General features: G+C 37.3%; 20 protein-coding genes. 4 read left to right on the top strand and 16 right to left on the bottom strand.

Annotated features, from left to right (window positions below; all coding sequences use genetic code 11):
• Nucleotides 1–146: 146 nt before the first annotated feature.
• The 11 genes from NAG76_10240 to NAG76_10190 all read right to left on the bottom strand — a co-directional run bounded on the left by NAG76_10240 (nucleotide 147) and on the right by NAG76_10190 (nucleotide 11,845).
• Nucleotides 147–1,691, bottom strand: coding sequence for a response regulator (locus NAG76_10240; protein ID URN96569.1), 1,545 nt, complete (start codon nucleotides 1,689–1,691; stop codon nucleotides 147–149).
• Complete coding sequence (locus NAG76_10235; protein ID URN96568.1) at nucleotides 1,669–3,441, bottom strand: sensor histidine kinase; 1,773 nt, start codon at nucleotides 3,439–3,441, stop codon at nucleotides 1,669–1,671. Before NAG76_10235 ends, NAG76_10240 begins: the two co-directional genes overlap by 23 nt.
• 25 nt (nucleotides 3,442–3,466) lie before the next feature.
• Nucleotides 3,467–4,780, bottom strand: coding sequence for an extracellular solute-binding protein (locus NAG76_10230; protein ID URN96567.1), 1,314 nt, complete (start codon nucleotides 4,778–4,780; stop codon nucleotides 3,467–3,469).
• Nucleotides 4,781–5,015: 235 nt separating this feature from the next.
• Nucleotides 5,016–6,356 (bottom strand): extracellular solute-binding protein, encoded by a 1,341-nt coding sequence (locus NAG76_10225; GenBank protein ID URN96566.1) that lies wholly within the window; start codon nucleotides 6,354–6,356, stop codon nucleotides 5,016–5,018.
• 40 nt (nucleotides 6,357–6,396) lie between these two features.
• Complete coding sequence (locus NAG76_10220) at nucleotides 6,397–7,227, bottom strand: carbohydrate ABC transporter permease (GenBank protein URN96565.1); 831 nt, start codon at nucleotides 7,225–7,227, stop codon at nucleotides 6,397–6,399.
• Nucleotides 7,227–8,171, bottom strand: a complete 945-nt coding sequence (locus tag NAG76_10215; protein ID URN96564.1) for a sugar ABC transporter permease — start codon at nucleotides 8,169–8,171, stop codon at nucleotides 7,227–7,229. The genes NAG76_10220 and NAG76_10215 overlap by 1 nt, the downstream gene beginning before the upstream one ends.
• A gap of 219 nt (nucleotides 8,172–8,390) precedes the next feature.
• Nucleotides 8,391–9,173 carry an alpha/beta hydrolase gene (locus NAG76_10210; GenBank protein URN96563.1) on the bottom strand — a complete coding sequence of 261 codons (783 nt, stop codon included), beginning with the start codon at nucleotides 9,171–9,173 and terminating at the stop codon, nucleotides 8,391–8,393.
• 164 nt (nucleotides 9,174–9,337) lie between these two features.
• Nucleotides 9,338–9,526 carry a hypothetical protein gene (locus NAG76_10205; GenBank protein ID URN96562.1) on the bottom strand — a complete coding sequence of 63 codons (189 nt, stop codon included), beginning with the start codon at nucleotides 9,524–9,526 and terminating at the stop codon, nucleotides 9,338–9,340.
• 57 nt (nucleotides 9,527–9,583) lie between these two features.
• Nucleotides 9,584–10,078, bottom strand: a complete 495-nt coding sequence (locus NAG76_10200; protein URN96561.1) for a pyridoxamine 5'-phosphate oxidase family protein — start codon at nucleotides 10,076–10,078, stop codon at nucleotides 9,584–9,586.
• Nucleotides 10,079–10,278: 200 nt separating this feature from the next.
• The gene (locus tag NAG76_10195) at nucleotides 10,279–11,052 is read right to left on the bottom strand and encodes an SDR family oxidoreductase (protein URN96560.1); all 774 of its coding nucleotides are present in this window, start codon (nucleotides 11,050–11,052) and stop codon (nucleotides 10,279–10,281) included.
• 55 nt (nucleotides 11,053–11,107) lie between these two features.
• On the bottom strand, nucleotides 11,108–11,845 hold the full coding sequence (locus NAG76_10190; protein URN96559.1) for an SDR family oxidoreductase: 738 nt from the start codon (nucleotides 11,843–11,845) through the stop codon (nucleotides 11,108–11,110).
• Between the two features lie 185 nt (nucleotides 11,846–12,030).
• On the opposite strand from NAG76_10190, the gene NAG76_10185 reads away from it, so the two are divergent.
• Nucleotides 12,031–12,633, top strand: coding sequence for a TetR/AcrR family transcriptional regulator (locus NAG76_10185; protein URN96558.1), 603 nt, complete (start codon nucleotides 12,031–12,033; stop codon nucleotides 12,631–12,633).
• Nucleotides 12,634–12,785: 152 nt separating this feature from the next.
• On the opposite strand, the gene NAG76_10180 is transcribed toward NAG76_10185, so the two are convergent.
• On the bottom strand, nucleotides 12,786–14,072 hold the full coding sequence (locus NAG76_10180; GenBank protein ID URN96557.1) for a beta-lactamase family protein: 1,287 nt from the start codon (nucleotides 14,070–14,072) through the stop codon (nucleotides 12,786–12,788).
• A 157-nt stretch (nucleotides 14,073–14,229) separates the two neighbouring features.
• Between NAG76_10180 and NAG76_10175 the strand changes: the two genes are divergently transcribed.
• The 3 genes from NAG76_10175 to NAG76_10165 are packed head-to-tail and all read left to right on the top strand — an operon-like array spanning nucleotide 14,230 to nucleotide 16,728.
• Nucleotides 14,230–14,901: a response regulator transcription factor gene (locus NAG76_10175; protein ID URN96556.1), complete on the top strand. Its 672-nt coding sequence runs from the start codon at nucleotides 14,230–14,232 to the stop codon at nucleotides 14,899–14,901.
• Complete coding sequence (locus NAG76_10170) at nucleotides 14,898–16,313, top strand: HAMP domain-containing histidine kinase (protein ID URN96555.1); 1,416 nt, start codon at nucleotides 14,898–14,900, stop codon at nucleotides 16,311–16,313. Before NAG76_10175 ends, NAG76_10170 begins: the two co-directional genes overlap by 4 nt.
• Before the next feature lie 52 nt (nucleotides 16,314–16,365).
• Nucleotides 16,366–16,728: a YbgA family protein gene (locus tag NAG76_10165; GenBank protein ID URN96554.1), complete on the top strand. Its 363-nt coding sequence runs from the start codon at nucleotides 16,366–16,368 to the stop codon at nucleotides 16,726–16,728.
• Nucleotides 16,729–16,789: 61 nt separating this feature from the next.
• On the opposite strand, the gene NAG76_10160 is transcribed toward NAG76_10165, so the two are convergent.
• The 4 genes from NAG76_10160 to NAG76_10145 all read right to left on the bottom strand — a co-directional run bounded on the left by NAG76_10160 (nucleotide 16,790) and on the right by NAG76_10145 (nucleotide 23,750).
• A complete protein-coding gene (locus tag NAG76_10160; protein URN96553.1) occupies nucleotides 16,790–17,290 on the bottom strand; it encodes a hypothetical protein in 501 nt (166 codons plus the stop codon).
• 242 nt (nucleotides 17,291–17,532) lie between these two features.
• Nucleotides 17,533–21,132 (bottom strand): glycosyl hydrolase family 18 protein, encoded by a 3,600-nt coding sequence (locus NAG76_10155; GenBank protein URN96552.1) that lies wholly within the window; start codon nucleotides 21,130–21,132, stop codon nucleotides 17,533–17,535.
• A gap of 577 nt (nucleotides 21,133–21,709) precedes the next feature.
• Nucleotides 21,710–22,939, bottom strand: coding sequence for an S-layer homology domain-containing protein (locus tag NAG76_10150; protein ID URN96551.1), 1,230 nt, complete (start codon nucleotides 22,937–22,939; stop codon nucleotides 21,710–21,712).
• A gap of 187 nt (nucleotides 22,940–23,126) precedes the next feature.
• A complete protein-coding gene (locus NAG76_10145) occupies nucleotides 23,127–23,750 on the bottom strand; it encodes a GyrI-like domain-containing protein (protein ID URN96550.1) in 624 nt (207 codons plus the stop codon).
• Between the last annotated feature and the right edge of the window lie 46 nt (nucleotides 23,751–23,796).

Here is a 23,796-nt window from a genome sequence, read left to right as displayed (position 1 = left end):
TTGCACGCCATTAAATAGTTTGTCAAATTTAATGCTGAAGGCATTGAAATTTCACCTTCTCCTTCAAATGCTTCATGATTAACCTTTCTTACAGAAGGTTTCTGGACAGCCATTCATAATATTCAACGTTCCACACCATGTCGCTCTTACCTACTCTGATCTCTATATTCACTAGGAGTTAGTCCTGTATACTTCTTAAATATCTGTCCGAAATACTTTACGTCTTCGTATCCTACTCTATTGGCAACTTCGCTAACTTTAGCAGGTGAAGTTGCTAGAATTTCAGTAGCACGCCCAATCTTCTTACCAGTCACATAATCAACAAATTTCATGCCGGTTTCCTTTTTAAAGATTTCGCTCAGATGATTCGGATGAAGATGTACGAACTCAGCTACCTGTTGCAATCTCAAATCTTTTCCAATTTGCTCCTCAATGTACACAATCGCTTTTTGAATATGAGCCGTCTTTCCTTCTGCATAGTAATGATGATAGAGCTTCATAATTATATGCAGATGTTGAAATAGAGTATCATTTGGATTACGATCAAGCGTATATTGTAGGGACGGTAGATTCACTTCCAGCAATACCTTCCTGCCAATTGCCGAGAGAACACGATTAATCCATCGATGTGCCGCAATTACAACCGACTGAATAGCACTCTCAAATGATTGAGGAGTAACCTCTGGATCAACAAGTAGATGATTAATATATCTTTGAACCCAAAGTTTTAGTGCTATTGGGTCATCTTCAAGCAGCTGTAATGATAGTTCCATCTCCTCATCATAGGAACAGACCATAGTACCGCCCTTACGATTTTTAATATCCTCATACTCCCACTGATCTTGCTCCAGCAACGATTGATATGCTTTGGCCGTTATCGCTGTCAAATACGATTCATGCCAATGACTAGGATCTTCAATCAGTTGACCGCCAACCACAGTTAGCTGACATTTCAGTAAACGACTGATCTTCTCAAAAATCGCACGACGTATCTGCTTATCGCCGTCTAATTTCCCCAATGATATAGCAACAACTACATTATCTTTATATACAAAACTAATGCAAGGAAGTAGATCTGCAACCATATTATCAACACCAAATAGAAGTAAATCTTGTTCCATAGCAGATTGCCCCCAGCCCTCAGCCGATATGACAATAATTTGCCAACTTTGATTATGTTGTTCTGTTATAGGAGAACCATGTATGAAAAGAGTTTCGACCTCTTGCTGCAATTCTTCCCCATCAATAATGTAGCGCTTTAAGAGATTATGGCGATGCTCTCTACTCCTCATGTAGTCCTGACTCTGGGTGACCTGGCGCTCCTCTACTCGTTGCTTTGCCTTTAACACTGTTCGAATAATATCCTCCGGACGACTCGTTTTTAGCAGATAATCGCTAACTTGTTGACGAATTGCCTGCTGTGTATACATGAAATCGTCATATCCCGTCAATATAATGATTTCAAGATTAGGAAATAACTCTTTCACTTCCTCTGATAACTCCAATCCCGTCTTACCGCTCATCCGAATATCCGTCATTAAAATATCTGGTTTTTCTACTTCAATTCGATCTAATACCTCTTCTGCCGATGAGGCAAGAGGAAGTAAAGTGAGACCAAGGTCTCCCCACTTTATTACTTTTTCTAACCCTGTACGAATAATTACCTCATCATCCACGATCATAATTTTCATAAGGACCCTCCAAGAATGGAATAGAGAATGATATTCGAGTACCGTTATTAGGTCTGCTCTCTATTTGTAAACAAGACAGCAGACCATAGTGTAGACGAAGTCTTTCATTTACATTTCTCAAACCATAGCTAGCCTCTGGACCATACACAACGGCTGACTCTTCTAATTGAATGCGTACATTAGCTAATCTATCTTCCGTTATACCGATACCATCATCGATGACAAGAAAATTCATATAATTGCCTTGCTGTTCTATATAAATCCCTATGCTACCTCTACCTGCCTTTTTCTGAATACCATGAATCATGGCATTTTCAACAAGTGGTTGCAATATTAGCTTCAACATGAATTTATCCTGTAAACCCGGATCAACAATAATATCTACCTCAAACTTATCTGGATAACGTATAGATTGAATATCTGTATAATTTCGAATATGTGCAAGCTCTTGATGTACGGGACAGAATTCATTTCCTTTATTTAAACTGAATTGTAGAAGATCACTTAATGCTCCCACCATATCTGAAATTTGTTTTTCTTCGGACATAAGCGCCATCCAATGAATAGATGATAATGTGTTGTACAAAAAATGAGGATTAATTTGCGCCTGCAAAGCGCGAATATCTGCCTCCTTCTTACGCGTCTCATCTCTTATGAGTTGCTCTTTCAGTTCCTTAATACGAGAACCGAGCTTATTGTAGCTATCTCCTAATCTTCCTATCTCATCTCTTGATTGAGAATGATAGATGGGCATTAGATCATCGGTGTTCACCTTCGTTAACAACCGTGTTAGCATACGTAGTGGGTTAGTCACTCGTTGGATGACAAAGAGGACAAGTCCACCATTAATAATAATAGAAGATAGTACGGCAACTGCTGTTAAAATTAATATAAAGCGGTTCTGAGAGCTATATAGATCGTATGGTATCATACCAATAAAATTCCATCCCGTTGAATTCTGACTGTAGTAAAGTATGGTCTTCTTTGCCGATCCTTCTCCATATACCGTTTCCCCGTGTAGCCCTTTATTAAATTGAATCAAAGCACCTGGAAATAACTCATCAAAAGATCTTACAAGCCACTCTTTTTCAGTAGATGAAATGACCGTACCATGTTCATTAATTAATGCGACTTTACCATTCCCCTCACCTAGATTAGCCTCTGACCAATATTCCGAAAGTACGTCCTCGTCTAGACTAATGACAAGCCAACCTAGAGTTTCATATGAATAAATACTTCGCATAGGTCTAATAAGTGACATGACTTGATGCTGACCTGAAAAATCAGATACAGTATATACACCGGTCCAGATTTTATCAGTCACATTGTATAAATCAACTAGGTCGGATAAATTTGAAGAGTAGATTGCTGTATTAGAAAGAGGAGCATTGGCATTTTTTGAATAAAGTGAAATGTTTGATATATATTTTTTAGAGGTAGATAAGTTCATCATAAAATCGAGTATTCTTGCTTGAAGATGAATATCATCCTCTTGTGCACTAAGATATTTTTGAATATCACTCTGTCCAATCATAAATAAGGAAATATTCTCTATGTCATCAATAATAAAACGTAGCTTATCCTCCATTTGCTTCAGCGTATCAATTCCCGATTGATTTACCTTTTCCTCGGTTACAATAGAAGAAACTGAATAAGTAAAAACTCCCAAGGACAATAGCGGAACCAATGTAGAGATCATAATAATGACTGATAGCTTTCTCCCAAGTGAGGTACTCATCCATTTAACCATTTCGTTATCCTCCAGAGAAATTAGATTACTTCGCTAGCGATGCATCTTGTGCATCCTGTATTTTTCGAGCAATAATGACAGGATCGCCACCAAGTAATATTTCTTGAAGTCCATTATTTAGTACATCTGCTGTTTCAGAATTAAGGCTGCTATCGTAAACCGAACTAATGTTGATACTTTGGACAAGCTCATTTAATTCAATAAAGAGAGGACTTAACTTACTCTCATCGAGTGAAATTTTGTAACTAATTAAAGTATTACTGTCGAGTGTAGCTTGTTGACCTTCCGGTCCTGATAAAGCATAGAACAACTTCATTGCTGCTTCTTTACGTTCTCCGGTTAAATTAATATTCACTCCAAGTCCTGTGCCAACGACACCTGAAGTCGATAGTGCAGCCCCTTTTCCACCTTCAATTGGAGGAAGAATCATAACATGTGTATGTTCCAGAACATCAGCCGTTGCATTATTTACGATGGAGGATACTGCCCATCCACCATTAATAACCATCGCAGATTTTCCATTCAAATATAATTGCATCATTTCATTTTCATCAATACTGTTGTAACCGGCTTGAAAAGCTCCAACCTCTTTCAAGTTTTGCAATACTTCAAGAGCTTGTATAAACTCTGGATCGGTAAATGACGCTCCATCCTGATTCCTCACTCTATTGAACCAATCAGATCCAGTTATTCTATCGGCTAATGTACTGAAAATTGTGGACTGCACCACCCAAGTTGACTTATTACCTAATGCGATCGGAATAATATTGTTACGGTTAAAAATCTCAATTGCATTTAGTAGTTCTTGCCATGTAGTAGGAACTTTAACCTGATATTGATCAAATATCGCCCTGTTGTAATATATAAATGAAGTAGGGGCTAAATTCATAGGAACCGTGTAAATTTGATTGTTTACGGTGTAACCATCAAAAGCTCCTGGTAGAAAGTTATTTTTCCATTCTGGCTTATTCGCTAAGAAATCATCAATTGGCTGAAGATGTCCTGCCTTAACGAAATCCTTGGTCATTGCATCTGGCCACATAACAAACAGATCAGGCATTTCATCTGCTGCTGCAAGTGTGCGCAGTCTAGACTTTAGTCCATCTGTGGATAGTCCTTCCTCCTCAATTATGATGTTTGGATGTGTTGCTCGGAAATCCTCGAGAATAGTTCGCATCGCAAGTGCCTTTCCATCTTGAACAATCCAATTATGCATAATTGTAAGCTTAATAGGTTGCGGATTGTCTATCACATCATTGGTCTTTCCTGTGAGGCTGCAGCTGGTAAGTAGCATACTGGAGATGAGCAGCACAATCGTTCGATGAAATATTATTTTCATTTTGCCCTCTCCTTGACTTACTGACTTAAGATCTTGAATACCAATATTATTATGGATAAAAATACCAAAAGTTGTTAATTAAGATTATCCTATATTTACATTTTTTTCACAATATCAACTTTTATTAATGGATGTTGTTTTCATGTTCTTTCTTATCTATAAAACTTAATAGTTAGCAAAAACCGCCTCATTACGGTTAGGTAATAGCAGGCGGTTTGCTGGAGTTTTAGCCAGACTATTTCTTAGCTGCAATCTCTAATCCAAGATTATTCAGCTTCTCATATGCATCTTCAACTGAAGATTTTCCAAACATAACGGATTGCATCGTTGCCTTATAAGTATCTACCCATTCCGAGTATCCTTCAGCTATTGGATAGAAAGGTAACGCTTTGTCTAATGCAACATCATAAATCTTCTTACCTAGCCTTTCTTGTGGTGTAAGATCTGGCTCTAGCACCTCATAAATTTCTGGATTAATTGGAATACCACGAGTTAATGCAAGTGCTTTACCAGCTTCAGCATCTGTTATAAACCATTTCAAAAACTCTTTTGCTTGTTCTTTATTTTTTGAATTAGCACTAACAGATAAGAAAATTGTTGATTGCGCCCAACCGCCGCCTGCTTTACCTATTGGGAGGTTCACAACATCAACCTGACCTGGAAGCATACTCTCAAGTGCATTGACAGAACCTGTAGTTGCTCCACGCGTCATCACTACTCCTGAACCCATTGGATCTGATGTGGGATCATTTTCTAATAAAGCTACCTGTTGTTCTGCTGGTGGTACAATCTTATCTTGACGTAATTGTGCAAACGTATTGTGATATTCGAAAAATAGATCTCTATCTAAAGTGAACGTTTTTCCTCCATCGGTCATTAGAGGTTGGCCTCCATTTCCGGTTTGATACCATAGATACCAGTCCCAAAGATCTGACGTATCAGAGATACCGTATTGACCTTCTGGTAATTTTTCTTTAGCTGTACGGCCAAATTCAAAATACTCATCCCAGGTCCAATCCTTTTGTGGTAGATCAACACCAGCAGCCTCAAGTGCTGTTTTGTTAAATGCAATACCTTGAGCATTCTGACTTAATGGAATACCATAAAGCTTGCCATCAATTTTCAAATTCTCAAGCACGTTGGAATCAACAATACCTGATAAATCTATATCTGATAGATCCTCCAATGTTCCCTTTCCAACATACTCTTGAATGTATGCTGCATCCATTTGTAACACATCAGTAATGGATTTAGATGCTGCTAACGTTGGTAGCTTAGCCCAGAAAGCATCCCAAGCCAAATACTCAGGCTTAAAAGTTATGTTAGCATGCTGATTTGTATAGATTTCAAGTGCCTTTAAGGTCGCTTCATGTCTTGTATCTGGACCCCACCACATAATTGATAACTCGAGTGGTTTCGAATTATCATCTGTATTATTAATCACTGAACTATTATCCGCTGACTTTGGTGTATTTGTCGTTTTACCTTCGTTAGTGTTGTTGCTTCCACAAGCCGTAAACGTAAGTAGTATGACTAGCATTAACAACCCCATACTTTTTGACCATTTTCTCTTCATTACATTGATCCCCTCTCAATTTTCAAATAGATGAAGCTAACTAACCTTTAATTCCCGTCGTTGCAATACCTTCGACGAAATGCTTCTGTGCGAGAAAAAATATAATCGCAGAGGGGATAATTGATACCATAGCCATCGCAAGCATCGGCCCCCATTGGATTTCAAATTGGTCAATATACATCCGCAATGCAAGACCTACTGTAAACTTATCGACTGAGGTTAAATAAAGCACCTGTGCAAAGAAATCATCCCAGCTCCAGATGAATGTAAAAATTGCTACAGTAACTAATGAAGGCTTAATAAGCGGGAAAATAATTCGAAGGAAAATTCCGTATACAGATGCACCATCGATTTTCGCTGCTTCATCAAGATCTCGTGGAATTCCACGAATAAATTGTACAAGAAGAAAGATGAAAAACGCACCACCACCGAAAAAATGTGGCAATATTAATGGGACATAGCTATTAACTAAATCGAGCTTATTGAAGAGAATATATTGCGGCACGATAGTAACCTGTGTCGGAAGCATCATCGTCATTAGCAGAATTGAGAACCATAACCCTTTTAACCGGAAGTTCAACCGAGCAAAACCATAGGCTACGATTGCTGCGGTAATAACTCCCCCAGCCACATTCCAAAGTTCCATAAGTAATGTATTACTGAAGAAATGAGCAAAGGTATGCTCGGATGGTGAGAATAACCAGCCTTGTATATAATTGTCCCAAATTGGTTCAGTTGGCCAAAGGGACGGGCTTTTCATTTCCTCGATCGACTTCAATGATGCGCCTAACCACCAAAACACTGGATAAATCATAAAGATAGAAAACAATATGAGCACGAAATGTTTCCGCTTATTTTTGAGTTGATTCATCATCGGTCTCCCTTCCCATCTGACTCATAAAACACCCAGTAACGAGAGACAAAGAAATTCAGTGCCGTAATAATAGCAACAATAACTAGCAACACCCAAGCAAGCGCTGATGCATAGCCCATCTGAAAGTGCTTAAATGCCTTCTCGTAGAGGAACAGAGCATACATATATGTGGAATGCATTGGGCCACCCTTTGTAATAATGAGTGCAGCAGTAAACATTTGGAAGGAACCAATGATTCCTAAAATCAAATTAAAGAACATGACTGGAGATAGCATTGGTAATGTAATATGGAAAAACTTCCGTACTTTTGCTGCTCCATCAACAGAAGCCGATTCATACAGCTCAGAAGGAATTTGCTTAAGTCCTGCTAGAAAAATAACCATCGTTGATCCGAATTGCCATACATTAAGTAAAACGAGTGAGCCAAGTGCTGTATCAGGATTGGAGACCCATCCAATTCCTTGAATTCCAAACCATGAGAGCATTTCATTGACGTAACCATCGACGCCAAATATATTTCTCCAAAGTAAAGATACTGCAATGCTTCCGCCAATTAGCGATGGAAAATAAATCACCGTTCTATAAAAATTCATACCTTTTAGTTTCTGATTAAGCATTAATGCTACTAAGAGTGAAAATATTAATTTTAACGGTAATGATACTAATACGAAGATAAAGGTCACAGATAAAGATGCGGTAAAATCATCGTCTCTAGTAAAAATCTTTCTATAATTATCTAGTCCTGACCATTCTGGATCTGAAAGTAATGAATAGTCTGTGAAAGAAAGATAGAATGACTGCAAAATCGGCCATAATGTAAGTAATAAAAATCCAATCAACCATGGAGATATGAAAATATAACCTGCTAAGTTATTCAAGCCATTTTTTGAGCGTCTATGCTTATTGGGCACAGCCTTTTTTACATTCTTGTCAGTCTCCATTCGAATCTTCTCCCTTCTCATATTCTCTACTGATAACATTAAAGGTATTGTCTAAAAGCTAACAGGTGAAGAAATCAACCAGAATAGGTGAAAAAATAAAGATAATCACCCTCACACCTATAAATAATAATCGCAAGAAATAGATCCTAGATGACAAAAAAAATACATCGTTTTATGAGCATTCACCCATAAAACGATGTATTTAAGCTACGCGAAAAGTTATCCGATAAACTCCATTAATAACTTATTAAATTTATCACGTTCATCATAGAAAGATGCATGACCGCTGTATTGGAAAGGAACAAGCTTACTGTTTTTAATCAATTTATTAGTTTCCTCAGCATCAGAAAATGGGATGACTTGATCATGGATACCGTGAATAATTAGTGTAGGAACCATTATTTTATTCAAATCTTCGCTTACAGTCTCATCTCTTAATGTTTCCATAATTGCAGCGGTGGACCAACCAGCGGCTTGCAAGCCTAACTGGAAAAACCAATCTGATAATGGAGGCGAAATATATTGAAAGAAAAATTGTGCAGGTAAGTCACTTAACATTTTAGGTCTATCATTAAGAGTTTCTGTAATAAAGTGATTTGCAACATCTGCAGGAACTGGATGTGAAGAAACAGCATCTATAAGTACAAGCTTAGACACTCCATATCCTTGATGCCTCGCCATATAGCGAATACAAATCGCACCTCCTGTAGAATGACCTGCCAACGCAAAATCTTTCAATTGCAAAGCATCCACAACAGCACGAACATCGTCTGCCAATCTATCAAAACTGTATCCAGTGAACGGTTTATCCGAATTCCCAAAACCTCTCCAATCCATACCTATACATCGATATCCCATTGCAGGAAGAATATTATATTGATATTCAAACTGTTTATGACTCAAAGGCCATCCATGTATAAAGAGTATTGTTTTCTTTCCCGTTGGGTTTATGTCTTCTACATAAACACTTACACCCGGTTCTACGGTTACATAGTTTCCCACGCCAATTCCTCCGATAATGTAACTTTTAATAACAGTAACATATTCATTGGAGAAGAATTAGGTGAATACCTAATTCAAATTTCAGCAATTTTCTTTAGACTTTTTACTTTTTGCTTGCATAAGAAAACGGACTAGAAATATCTAATCCGTTTGTTAATATAACTCTAATTCCAAGCACTTCGTTCACTTACTGGCTTACCCTCACTAGAATTATCTTCAATGCCTATTTCAGAAGCAAACTCCTCATTTGAGTCATTGAAACTTGAATTGTTATTAGTACTCTTCTTTGCTTTATTTTCTTTTATAATTGAAACATCTTTCGAATTAGTATGGTTTATTTCTTTCATTGACATTGATATACCTCCTCATTAATCCCTCTAATCATATATAGAAGCTATATAAATTAATATTTAGTTACTTAGATCGACAACTTGGTTCATATCGGATTCTTCTGACTTTTTACCAGTTAGTTTGTTAATTAACTGCTTTACTACCTTAGTCCAATTTCCTAAATCCCAATACTCTGCAGTATCAGCTGTAACTTTAATTAATATTAAATTCGGATCATCACTAGTTGTGTTTAGCATCTTTTCATAAGCTATGTTCCAAAATTCTTTTATTTTATCCCTGCTATTCACTAACTCGGCCTTTCCTCGAATTGAAACATAGGATTTACCTGCATAAGATACATTCACATTCGGATAGTTAACAAGTTCATCATGTACATTGGTATCTTTCATTGTCAGAAACCATAGATCACCATCGAATTCAACCTCTTGAGTCTTCATAGGACGTGATACTAAGCCTTGCTTAGTAACTGATGTTAACATCGCTATGTCGATTCCTTTAATTAATTTCCTTACCGTCTCAATTGCCTCTTGATCCAGTTCATCTGTATTTTTCATATTCAGCACCTCACTTTCATATTGCCAGATTATCTGTTATCTTTTGCAGAAAAGTCCGAAGCTAAACATTATAATCGAAACAATAATTAGTATTTTTCGCATTTTATATAGTTCCGTTTTTATTATAAAGCCATAAAAAATAGCCACTTCTTATTGAAGTGACTATTTACTGTCATCTATAAATTATTATGCTGAATAATTTACTGTCCTAATTGACCGCCATCAACAGTATAAATCGATTGAGAAACATATGAAGCGTCATCTGATAACAAGAATACTGCTACATTAGCTACTTCTTCTGCCTCTCCATATCTTCCCATAGGCACTGCGGCACCAAATGCTTTTTTTGCTCCTTCTGCATCCTGTGGTACAGTATTTTTCTCAATTTGACGCATCATACGTGTATTGATTACACCAGGAGCCACTGCGTTCACACGAACTCCAAATGGAGCTGTTTCCAATGCAACTACTTTAGTCATTCCCATTACTGCATGTTTGGAGCTGTTGTAACCAACAAACCCAGGTGAACCCATTAACCCTGCTCCTGAAGAAGTATTTACAATACTACCGTATCCTTGCTTCTTCATGACAGGAACAACGTATTTCAACCCAAGAAAAGCACCCTTAACATTGACATTAAACACTAATTCAAAGGTTTCAGTAGGATAATCCTCGACATTTGCAGTAATTCCTTCTATCCCTGCATTATTGAAAAAACCATCAATTTTACCGAATTTTTCAACCGTTGCGTCTACATAAGCTTTCACTTCTTGTTCTTCAGCGACATTTGCTCGAAGAGCAATTGCTCTTGATTCATCAAGACCTAACTCAGTAATAACTTTTTGAACTGCTTCTAAATTCATATCTACTAGAGCAAGTTTTGCACCTTGCTCTGCCAATTTTTTCGCTGTAGCACTACCAATTCCACCAGCTGCACCTGTAATGATTATTACTTTTTCATCAAATTTTCCCATGAGTAATTACCTCCCTAAAATATAGAATCAATATTATACGATCGTTCATACTCAATTATTGTGCTGTATATCCACCGTCGACAGTTAAGCTATTGCCTGTCATAAATGAAGAATCATCACTAGCCATGAATAGTACAGCTTTTGCCATTTCATCAGCAATTCCGAGACGTTTCATCGGAGTAAGCCCGGCTAATACTTGTTTACTTTCTTCTGGAATAATTGGTGTGTCAATGAAACCTGGGCATAATGAGTTTACACGAATATTTTGTTCTGCATATTCAAGCGCAAGTGAGCGCGTCAAGTTAATTACGCCACCTTTTGCTGCATTATAGGCTGCAGAACCTGGTGAACCAACCCAACCGTACATAGACGCGGTATTTACAATCGTACCTCCGCCCGCTTTTAACATTTCACGGATTGCTTCACGTGCTACCAAGAAGACTCCATCTAAGTCGACATTTACTGTGTTGCGCCACTCGGAGTATTCTAAATCATGAGAAGAATGAACACGTCCAATCCCTGCATTATTAAATACAGTATCAACTTTTCCGAAAGCTTCGATCGTTTGTTTGAAAATTCCAGCTACTTCTTCTTCACTCGTAATATTTGCTTTTATAAATAGAGCTTCAGCATTAAGCGCTTTTAGCTCTTGCTCAAATGCTTTACCTTTTTCTTCATTCAGATCAACAAGTACCACTTTTGCTCCTTCAGATACGAATAAACGTGCTGTTGCTGCACCGATACCAGAAGCTCCTCCAGTAATTACAGCTACTTTATCTTTTAGTTTGTCCACAATAAATTCCTCCAGTACAATATTTTCAATAATATTATTTGCAATTAGCTAAATAATATAAGGATATTTTGTTAACAACTTAATTGTACTATTCTGTTCACATTTAACAATCATTAAAGGATCACGAATCGTCTAATTAATATACACTTATATAAAAATTGTCTACTTAACAGGGAGGTCTTTTCATGAATAATGAACATAGCGTGACATCTCAACGTCGAAATCGAACAAAAGATCACATTAAGTTAGCGTTTATAAAACTTATAAAAGAGAAGGGATACCATGCTATCTCTATAAAAGACATTGTAGATTGTGCCGCTTATAATCGGAGTACTTTTTACGTTCATTACCAAGATAAAATAGATTTGGCTGAAGATTTACTTACCTCTATGATTCAAGGTTTAGAAGATTCAGTAGGCAAAAAATATGCTCCTGGACAAACGATATATACGGAAAAGCTAGATATACCTTCATTGAATATTATCACTTACATTTATGACCATCGGGATTTCTTTGAACTTATTAAGATCAATGATACATTGCCAGGATTACACACAAAATTGCCTCAAACTATATTAAAAATCTATAATGAACAATTTATATTTGAAACAATCAACCATATCCCTGTCAACATGGATTATTTTAAACGTTATACAGCTTATGGCTTTTATGGTCTTATTTTAAATTGGATTCAAACCGATTTTAAGGAAAATCGAGAGGAATTTATTCAAGAAGTCATTGATTTATCGAAAACTCATATGTATTCGCTTAAGTACATCGGAAAGTAATGAGAACTATTAAAAAGCACTATTATTTACAAGAAATGATTCAATAATGTTATCCAATTCTATTGAAGTAATAAATACACTTAGCATAAAAATATCGACTTCTGTAAATCAGAAGTCGATATTTTTATGCTATTCCGTGCAGCTTCATATAACTAGGAATTAAATGACAAGTTTGAAAAGTTATTTTTGACATATCCGAAAAAAGACTTATTACCGTTTTCATCATCAGTAATACTATACGGCTGAATTTGATCATAATATCTGCGTGCAAACTTCCCTTCACCTACCGGGTAAATCTCAATATGAAGATTGCCAGTAAATCTCGTAAAGTATAATTTCCCATTAATATATTCTACTTCTATTTTATCTTTCAAGTATGTGCCGCAATACTCTTGTAAATTTCTTTCATTGATCATGATTTCTTCATGTTTCGCCGGTACATCTACATCAACTTGATACAAAATATCTGAAATTGCATTTCCCAATCTGTACTGATTGATAGCCTCATTATTCGAAAGAATGATAATACAAATACCTTCGTCAAAATATTGTTGCATATATGCACTTATCCCTAGGTGATCTCCCCCGTGGGAATATCTATAGGTTCCATACACATGATGATGTTCCAGTCCATAACAGTAATTGTTGATATTCTCATTGAAAAACCTAGTGTACGTTTTTTCTGATAACATTTCACGGTCTCGTAAACAGGTATACCATTTGTATAAATCCTCGCAGTTTGAAACTATGGCACCTGCACCAATGCTAAATTTTTCGTTATAATATGGACATTTGATATTTGTATTAAAATCTTTTACATAATTACTTGATCTGTTGTGAATTGGTTTACATCCGTCATCAACATCGCTGTTCATCATATTCAAAGGCTGAAATACATTGTTTCGAATATAATCTTCATATTTTTCTCCTGAAACATATTCTATAATCCATGCAAGCAAATTATAGTTTGAGTTATTGTAATCATACTCCTTGCCTGGTGGATTCACAGGTTTTTTATTGATGTACCTTTCGATGAAATCGTTTTGAGAATACTCCATTCTATTGTATTCAGCAAAAAAATCATTTTCGAAATTATAAAAATTATATAAACCAGAAGTGTGTGATAGTAGATGATGTACAGTGATCGAATCATCAATCCTCATATGAGCAGGGAGGTATAATTGTGCAGATTTATCGATATCCAGTTTTTTCTTATCATACAGAATCATAATCGCAAAGGCAGTAAACTGTTTTGATAAGGAAGCAATTGAAAAGCACGAATTCATATCGTTTTTAATTCCAAACTCGATACTTGCATATCCGTATGCATTTTCAAAAAGCACTTCGCCACCGCTAATGACCTTAATTACGCCATAAAAATCCCATAACTCTAAGTATTTATTAATATATGATTCTAGTTTCAATCTTTTAGATTGCATTAAATTTCTCTCCTCTATACTTTTCTTAACGTATTCTTAATGCTTTTTCGTACGTATATATTTCTTATTTTCAAATTGGTATAATTTGAGCATAGTTGTAATTCATTTCAATGCGCTGGTCAAGGAGGAATGATGTATCAACAGTCAAATTTTAATTGTGGATGATGAACCGGATATTCGTAAGTTAATTCGAATGCATTTAGAGCAAGCAAATCTAACTGTAATAGAAGCGGATTCTGGACGACAAGCGATACAATACTTAAAGGAATATAACATAGAATTAATGATTCTCGACCTTATGATGGATGAAGGCAATGGATTTGATGTCCTGCACTATTTACGTTCTGTTAATACTGCGCCATTGGTCATTACCCTTAGTGCAAGACGAGAAATACAAGACAAAATCTTAACTCTTGGGCTAGGTGCGGATGATTACGTTACTAAACCATTTAGTCCAATGGAACTGATCGCTCGCGTGCAAGCACAGTTAAGAAGACATCGCCCTCATTCATCTTATCCTGCAACAGTTATACACTTAAATAAATTAATGCTAGATATTGATAATTATATCTTTCATAATGCGGAAAAATCATTTCATGTAACACCAGTAGAATGTAAACTATTAGCGATGTTCATGCAAAATCCTGATCGCGTATTAACTAAGAGAGAAATTTATAAGCAAGTATGGAATCATGAGAATTTTGATGATAATAACTTAAGTGTTTTTATTAGTAAACTTCGAACCATTCTTGAACCTACTGCAGACTCTCCTAATTATCTTCACTCTATACGTGGAATCGGTTATAGATTCTCTGGTGACGGCCAATGAAAATTAAATTTAGACTTTGGCTGATCATGATCATTAGTCCAATCGTCAGTGTTGTATTATTTATTCCAATAAGTAACTTCATTGGCGATTTAGGTAATTCTGGTTACGATCTGAATAGTCTAGCTACCATCTCAACTGACTTACTTGATACCATTGAACAGCAACCAGATTTTCATTCCGCAGAAATAGCATCCATACTCAGTGATACACACAGTAAATATCCTGATATTCGTTTTGAATGGATTGCTGCTGATGGATCAACCATTTATGATACCCTCGGTAAAAATGTTACCTATACTTTTCAACAATTAGCAGATCGTATGCTATATATGCCTGAGAATCTTTGGGGGGACGATGAGCCAATTACGCTTACTTACTCTCTAAGCCAATTCGATCAATCTTATTATCTACTAATGAGCATGTCCAGTGACGCCATGAAGGAAGGGCAATTTTACTTCTATATGCGGACCTTTACAGTCTTGTCAGTATTTATATTACCCTTATTTGTTGCTTTCTTAGTTCCATATTTATTATCTCTATGGTTCTTCTCTTCTACAAACAAACGACTTAAAAAGCTCAATTATGCTATAGGGAAACTCAACATACAAAGTGAGATTTCAGTGTTAGAGGACAAGGAAAAAGATGAGATTGGCGAGCTCACTACACATTACAACGCTATGGTCCACCGTCTTCACCATCAAGCGGAACAAATATTACAATTTGATAAAAGACGTAAGTTGCTTCTATCTAATCTTTCCCATGATCTACGTACCCCACTTACTATGGTTTTAGGTTATGCTGAAACGATTCGGGCAGGATTGTATAAGGATGATAAAGAGCTTCAAGCTAGTGCCAAAGTTATACTGCAGCGCTCTCGGTATATGGATAGATTACTTGATCAATTATTAGATATAACGCGGCAAGATGAGGGAAATATAGAACCTCATATTGTGGTTCATAATTTATCTGAGATGATGCGAAAAATTGCGGCGGATTACATCATGTTTTTGGAGGGGCAAAACATTACTGTAGAAGTAAATATTCCTGATGAGGATATTGAAATTGGGATCGATGCTTCCTTAATGGAACGAGCAGTACGCAATCTATTGGACAACGCGATCCGTTACGGAGCAGACGGTAATTATTTTGAAATCGCAATATTTGAAAAGGATAACACCATTTTTATTAGGATAACCGATAGAGGCATCGGAATTCCTTTAAGTGAACAAGAGCATATATTTGAACGATTCTACCGTGTCAATAGCAGTAGAAAAGGTGAAGGTCTAGGCATAGGACTTTCCATTGTCAAAGAAATTATTACTCTTCATAACGGTTCTATTAGTCTATTGAGTGTTCCTTGCAATGAAACAACCTTCGAAATCCAGCTACCTAAGAGTAAGCGTGATATCTAAATGCTTACTCTTTCCCATCTATGATTTAGCAACATTTTTTAGGGGTGATGATATGAAACGTAAACTAACAGAAAAATTATGGCGCGAAGAAAAATACCGTGTCATGTTCCATAGCCAAAAGCATTATGACCAAATTCGTAAGGCAATGCGTGATCAACTTAGTTATGAACAAATTGAACAATTGATCAATGATGCACTGCAACAAACTGCAACCGAAGGTAGCATGCGCAATGCCTGCCAGCATATGTGGGGGTATTTCAGTAAAGTAGCCACACCCGAGGAAAAGCAAAAATACGAAGAACTGCTTAAAACTTGCAATATTACAACACTTATTTGCTTTTTACAGCAATTAGCCATTCAATATAATGTTACTTATCTAATAGAAAGCACTATCTTACAGAGTAAAGAGAAGTAGTAGTTGCTATTTTTTAACCTTGCCCGAATATTGATATTACTACTTCCAACTAAATTTCCCTTCAATATCTTGTTGATTGTCGAAGCTCACGTATTACGGTATCCAACAATTTAGGGCGTACCATAACATTTCGATTAACAGCTTGAAACGTATAAATAGGCCCCAGTGGCATCGCCCACAAACCAAATAAACAAGTGAATAGGCAAAAAAGGATATTCAACATTGCAGTGGGATGATATTCCTTCACATAATAACTAGTTTTTATTCGATAGGAAATCAATACCCAGGAAAAACATATTTCATATTGCATAAACTGTGTCTGGTTATCTATTCTAACTCCGTTAAAGGTATCTCCATGCGTTCTAATATGATCAGAGTTGGACAATAACCACTCCTTAAACTGCTTACCTTGCTTTTCATCCCTATACAATAGAAAACCAAAGAATGCAATTATGCAAGTAATGATTAGTAGACTTATTGACATGCTTGTATTGCCCTTGGACAAAGTAAATACGGAAGAAAATAATATAAATGCTGCTATTGCAAATAATGCGGAAGCCATACTATTATCTTTCCTCCTTTCACCTAACATAAGTGTTGCAACTTTGCCTATTATACTACTTCAACCTATTGAAGAGTTAGGTTTATTTGTATTTTTTTGTTTATATACGATCCTATACTAACTTTATCACTACCCCTAGAATCTGAAGTAAAGAAAAATAAACTCCCCTTATTATAGACCGGTTAAATTATTCAACCGGTCTACTATAAGAGGAGCAGATTAACTGTGTTAAAGCCTATTTTTTATGACTCAAGCTTATCTAGCAAGCGCATGATCGCAACAACAGCCTGCGCCTTTGTTACGTTACCTTCTGGGTTAAAGCGTGTAGCAGATACGCCATTCATAATGTTTAGTGCGACGATTTGTTCGATCGCATCAATGGCATATGTTGAGAACTGAGCATTGTCATTGAAATGATCAAGAACATTGTCTTGTGCACTTCCAGCTTGGTTTCTAAGCACTAAAGCACGGTATAGTACTACAGCCATTTCCTGACGGCTAATCGTACCATCTGGATCAAACTTGCCTGCTTGTTTGCCGTTCACAAGACCTAATGCTGAAGCAATCGCAATATCCTCTGCATACAACGACTGATCGTCTACATCATCAAAAGTCTGCTGTTCTGCATTATTAGGCAGAAGACCTAGCCCACGTACTATAATGGAAACAAATTCTGCACGCGAAATTTGTGATGATGAGCCGAAAATCTCAGTGCTTTCGCCAAATACGATTAATTGACTAGATGCACGATTAATCGCATCACTTGCCCATGAAATATTTGTATCCGTATAATTAAATGAAGTTGCTACGACCATATAAATCCCGCTTACTGGAGCGTCCAACTCAACTTTTAAGCTACCATCAGCTTGTTTAACAATCTTAGTCGCTACAGGTCGGAAAGAATTAGAATCTGGTAAATATACAATTCCGCTTAACTGTGTTTCAGCAATGTTGCTGGCAGGCAACGTTAATAGAATTTTCGCACCGTCAAGTTGTGGTACGGCATGGTAAGTTCCATTCGCTCCCGCAGCTGCAACAGTAAGCTCAATAGCTCCAGTTAACGCGCTCATGCCAGGCTTAAGTACTGCCCCAGCAGATTTTTGATCCTCTACATTTAGCGAAATACGAATATCTGCATTATGACCTAAATCTTTTGCAGGGAATACATATGAAACCCCGTTCCATTTTATGATCAGCTCAGCTTTCGCTCCTGCTGCTGCTAAAGCTGCTGCTACCTCTTTAGGTATATTCACATTAACTGCAGGTGCTCCATTATCTACCGTCAATGTAAAGGAAGGATTAGTACTCGCCTTAATTGCTGATACAGCGGCATCTTTATCAACAGAGACTGTCCATGTATCTTTTTGCTTATCAACAGTATTCTTCAGTTCTTGCTGATTAGCTGGTGGAGTCACACTACCCCCGCTGCTTACTGTCGATGTTCGAGCATTCAACACATCGCTGTATGCGGAAACTGCTGTAATGTTATCATCTTCTTTGCTCACAGCAAGCACATGAAGATTGTATGAGGTAGAAGATGTAAGCTGATCGAATCTGAATTCTGTCTTATCCGTAGATCCTACATAACGCCCATCGATATAAGCTTCGTAGTCTGTTGCATCCGCAACGCTATCCCATTTCACTGTAAGTGAGGTATAGTCAACCGCTGTTAATTCGATTCCTTCAGGTGCAGCAAGCGCGTTTTCATTGGCTATGCCGTTGATCGGTAAATCCCTATTCAATTGTGTAAGCAAATCTTCAGTGCGGTCACCCGTAACCTCCCAGCTCATTACACCAGCTAAATTTTTGGATTTAACTAGCGATGAACTATACAACATTGAAGTAAGGTCATTATACGTAATAAAAGTTCCATCTTCCTTATCTGGACTATATAGATATGCTACTTTAGCAGCATCATTCCAATATCGCTCAAAACCGTCTTTGCCTATGAATGATATAATATCGCTATAGTCATAAACGCCTCTTTCCCATGAACCTGCAGGGAAACTAGTACATTCTACATATTGTCCTGGTGCCTCACAGCCGCTCCAAGCCTTACCATAGAATGGTACACCCAATACTAGCTTATGCTCAGGAACACCTCCAGCAAGATGACCATTGACACCACCAAGTACATTATTCCGTGCTTTGTTTGGCTTTGGTAGGTTAGTATCATAGTAAAGCGGAGCATTATGGTTAGCAATGTTCTCCCAAGTGCCGCCATAGTCGTAAGTCATAATATTAATGAAATCCAAGTAACTACTAGAGTTTGCCAAGTCAGCATTAACAACAAAGTTATCACCTTGACCCGAAGCTATAGTCAGCAAATAATATCTGTTATCTTCAGAGCCTGCGGCATCTAACGCTGCTCGTACCGTTTGCATAAGTAGCGTAAAGTTCTCTTTATCGTTGGGTGAATGAATATTATGTGTTTCGCCACCCTCTACTGGATATTCCCAGTCAATATCCAATCCATCAAGATTATACTCACGGACAAAATCTACAGTGGACTTAGCGAATGTTCTGCGCGTAAGCTCACTAGCTGCTACATTTGAGAAGTGTTTGGACCAAGACCATCCACCAACCGATACTAGTAGCTTAAAATCTGGATTAACTGATTTCAAATTTGTGAAGGCTTGTAGACTTTCAATATCCTTTTCTTGATCGCCTAATACAATTTCTCCATCATAAACATATCTGTTTTGTAAAGGAATGATTGTACTATCGTCCTCTTCGTCAATTTCAACCTGACAAGGAGTAGATCCTGTTCCAAACTTTTCCCAGCATACATCTGCGAAACTATAGTTAATATGTGTAATCTTGGAAACATCCATATCAGCAGGTTGGAACTGTCTGTCATACACCGACCATGCCGCAAAATAAGTTACGTTCGTATAGTTGGCTCCAGGTACAACGACAGCAGCATTACTTTTTGCCGACTGCCATAATGGATTGCTAGCTTCGACTGTAAAGGAATAAGATTCTCCCTCTTGAAGCCCAGTTGCTGTGTATCTATTCTCGGAAGAAGATCCGATTAATTCATCATTTTGATAAATCTTATAGTTTGTCGCTCCTGCCACCGGTGCCCAGCCTAACGCTGCTGTCGTAAGGTTTGCTGTAACAGCTTGCACATCTTGAGGAGCAGAGAGCTCGCCCCATTTAAACTTTATCGTATTACTAGGCACGGATGTTATTGTAGGTTGACCCTCTACTGCACTTTGAGCACCAACATGAAAAGCTAATTCCGTGCTAGCAATTGCCTGCTCTTCAGTCAATGTATAAGTGTACGTATTTGAACCATCCCATATTCCTGTAATCCACTTACCATTCGCATAAAAATCATAACCATTTGCGCTAGGACTTCCTATCCATTTAAAAGATACCGTAGATGCTGTTACATCGGTAACCTGAAAATTAAGTGGCGCGGGTAAAGGTGCTTCCTTGTACTCTGAAGCATCTGCAAGGGTAGTAAATTCAATAACATTACTTTTTGGTTTCTTGCTATCCCAAGTAATGTATAAGCGATAAGTCGTCTCTGGTTGGAGACCACCCACAATTTTATTCCATCGATTGCCGTAAGTTAAATATTTGTCCTCAGCTTCATGAAAGATCTGAATATGGTTCGGAGCTTCTTCATCCCCTACTAAATCCCAATCTAATGTGACAGTATTGTGGGTAATAGAACCTTCTACTATTCTAAGATTTTGTGGCGCTTCGGGAACAACAGCAGTTGGAACAGCAGGTTCATTAGCATAAACAGCAACTGTGTTAGAAAACATTCCTATAAGTAGTGCAAAAGTTAAAAAGATCATTAGTACTTTTTTTCGGGAAATTGAATACACGAGATCACCTCTATCATATTAATCGTTCACGTACGATGCTCTAATGATGATGTGCTGTGTCTAGGATGAGAAACTTTAACGTCGAGGACGGCTTACGATGAAGTTTCAAAGATGTCAGTACGAATATGCGTCCTCCTAGTATAAAACTGGATGCATTATGTACACGCTTTCAGTGAGGTTTAACGATTTATTACAGAGGGTAGTGAGTTACTCTTCTTTATTATTTATCACCTGCTTTACAATATGATTAATCATATTAGGGACATTTCTAGTCCATCGTAGCATGATTCTATAGTCAGCGAGAGGGAGACAAATTATCACTAGTGGGTGAATTATTTACGAAAAGTTAATATAGTACGATAATGTGCTAAAGTTCGACAATAAGGTGTAAAATACATCATTACTCAAAATCTACTTATGCCATATAGGATGATATGTGCCTCTTATTAGATTCAAATGAACTGTAATTCCAAGTGTAATAAGACAAATAAAAAGGCATGAGATCGGTGCAATACCGACTTCATACCTTTTTATTTGCATAACAACCACCGTACTACTCACTTTGTCATTCGTGATTTTAGTCCAGATTCGGACCTTCAGTAGGATATGGAATTTCGTTTGGATTCGGATTTTCCGTTGGATTCGGATTCTCTGTCGGATTCGGATTCTCCGTTGGATTCGGATTTTCCGTTGGATTCGGATTCTCCGTTGGATTCGGATTCTCCGTTGGATTCGGATTCTCCGTTGGATTCGGATTTTCCGTTGGATTCGGATTTTCCGTTGGATTCGGATTTTCCGTTGGATACGGATTTTCCGTTGGATACGGGCTTGGGGTCCAGCTTGGGATCGGACTTGGACTTGGACCTGGGTTTGGATTCTCATTCTTCACCGAAGTGCCATATAGAGTCTTCAGAAAAACTTCACTAATATCAACTAACGGCATGTTGCCCGGAGCGAATGGTAAAGTATTATGCAACTTAATAATAATCGTCTTCAGATTGTCGGACAGCTTGAAGCTGTCTAATGTTGGATCAAACGGTATACCACCAATTTTTAGCTTAGATAGGTCAATAGACTTTGGATCGACCTTTGCTGATAACTCCAAATGTAAAACACTTCCTGATTCAAATTTTACTCCAGTAAAATTCGGAGGTTTAATCTCTTCAATCTTTTTAGCGGTTTCGAAGGCACCACCAGCTAGAGTTCCTCGGTCTGCTGGTGTTCCTCCATCGAACGTACCACCAGGAACCTGAGTAACTAATCCAAGGTTGAGAGCCGTAGCAACGTACCCTTGAGCCCAATCTGAAACGGTCGGAATATTACCTGTGGCATCCTTTGCTTCGTCTCCCTTACCTAATATCTTAACTAGAAATGTAGCTAATTGCTCTTTGGTCACTTGACCCGCAGGGTCGAATCTACCCTCTCCCACGCCATCCGTTATTCCTGCTGCCTTTATCGCTTCAATATATGGTAACGCATATCCGTAACCGGGATCGTCTGCACTTACGTCTGAGAAGGATGATGTCTTGAGATCTGGTTTAACCTGAATACCGGTAATTAACGCTGCTACTTTCGCAAATTGGGCACGATTCATTTCTTCTTTCAATCCGAAAGTGGTATCAGATACACCGTCAAAAACGCCTGCAGCAAATAATGCATCAAACTTAGCCTTCGTCGCTGCATCCAAATCTTTAAGGTCTGTGAAATCAGCTGACGTTTTTGCGGTAATTATATTACCGCCAAATGACATCGAGATTATTAAACAAATAACCAATAAAATAGAACTAATAAATGATATCTTTTTCATAACTATTACTCAACCTACCTTCTAGATTTATTTAGTACACCCTTGATTATATTACCATTATTTAGCTCGTTAAATCTTAATGAATTCTTAATGGATTTAGCATCAGATTATGATGCCTTTCATCTATATATGAAGTTTCAATACCTACTTTAAAGAAGTAGTGCGTGTCAAGAAATTCGAGATCCTCCTAGCGCATTTCTATAGAAAATCTTAAAACAGTTTTCAATTTCTGCATTTCAGTCTTGCGTGGATCGGAAAGATAAATTTCCCGGTGAGTTTTAGCTGAACGTAAATATCCATTTTCCTGACAATATGCTTCCATCTTAGCAAAGCTTTCCGGTTCATTATCATAACTTCCAATGTGCATTACTTGGCAGCTTAAACCATCCTGCATTTCACCAAATACTAACTTCTCAAGGTATGTATTTGGCTTTTTCTTTTTAACCTGCTCAACAAATTTTATGAATAATTCATCTGTCAGAAAGTCTGGTTGGCGTATCATAATCGTGTATTTTAAATTACTCTTATCTGTTGCCGGTTTTGACTTATCGACTAAGTCCCAAACTCCCTCAAGCGGGAAAACTGTATATTCATAGTAACCGACAGGTACGTTATCACTTTTATAAGACATTTTCACCGCATAACTTAAGCGATATAGTGCTTCTGTCGCAAGGGAGAACTCTTCACCGTTTGGATCGCCTGAGCCACTTACCATTACATAAGGTATCGTATTCATATCAATAATAACGGGGTTAGTTGTTGGCAGGTATATGTGCTTAAAATCTTTTCTATATTCTATTTTTTTGCTCATAGCTAATTTCTCCTAATATAATTATGATATAGTTCTATTTTACAGA

Source organism: Candidatus Pristimantibacillus lignocellulolyticus (assembly GCA_023639215.1).
Lineage (GTDB): Bacteria > Bacillota > Bacilli > Paenibacillales > Paenibacillaceae > Pristimantibacillus > Pristimantibacillus lignocellulolyticus.
Note: the sequence above shows the minus strand (reverse complement) of the source record. Positions and strands in the feature narration are given on the sequence as shown.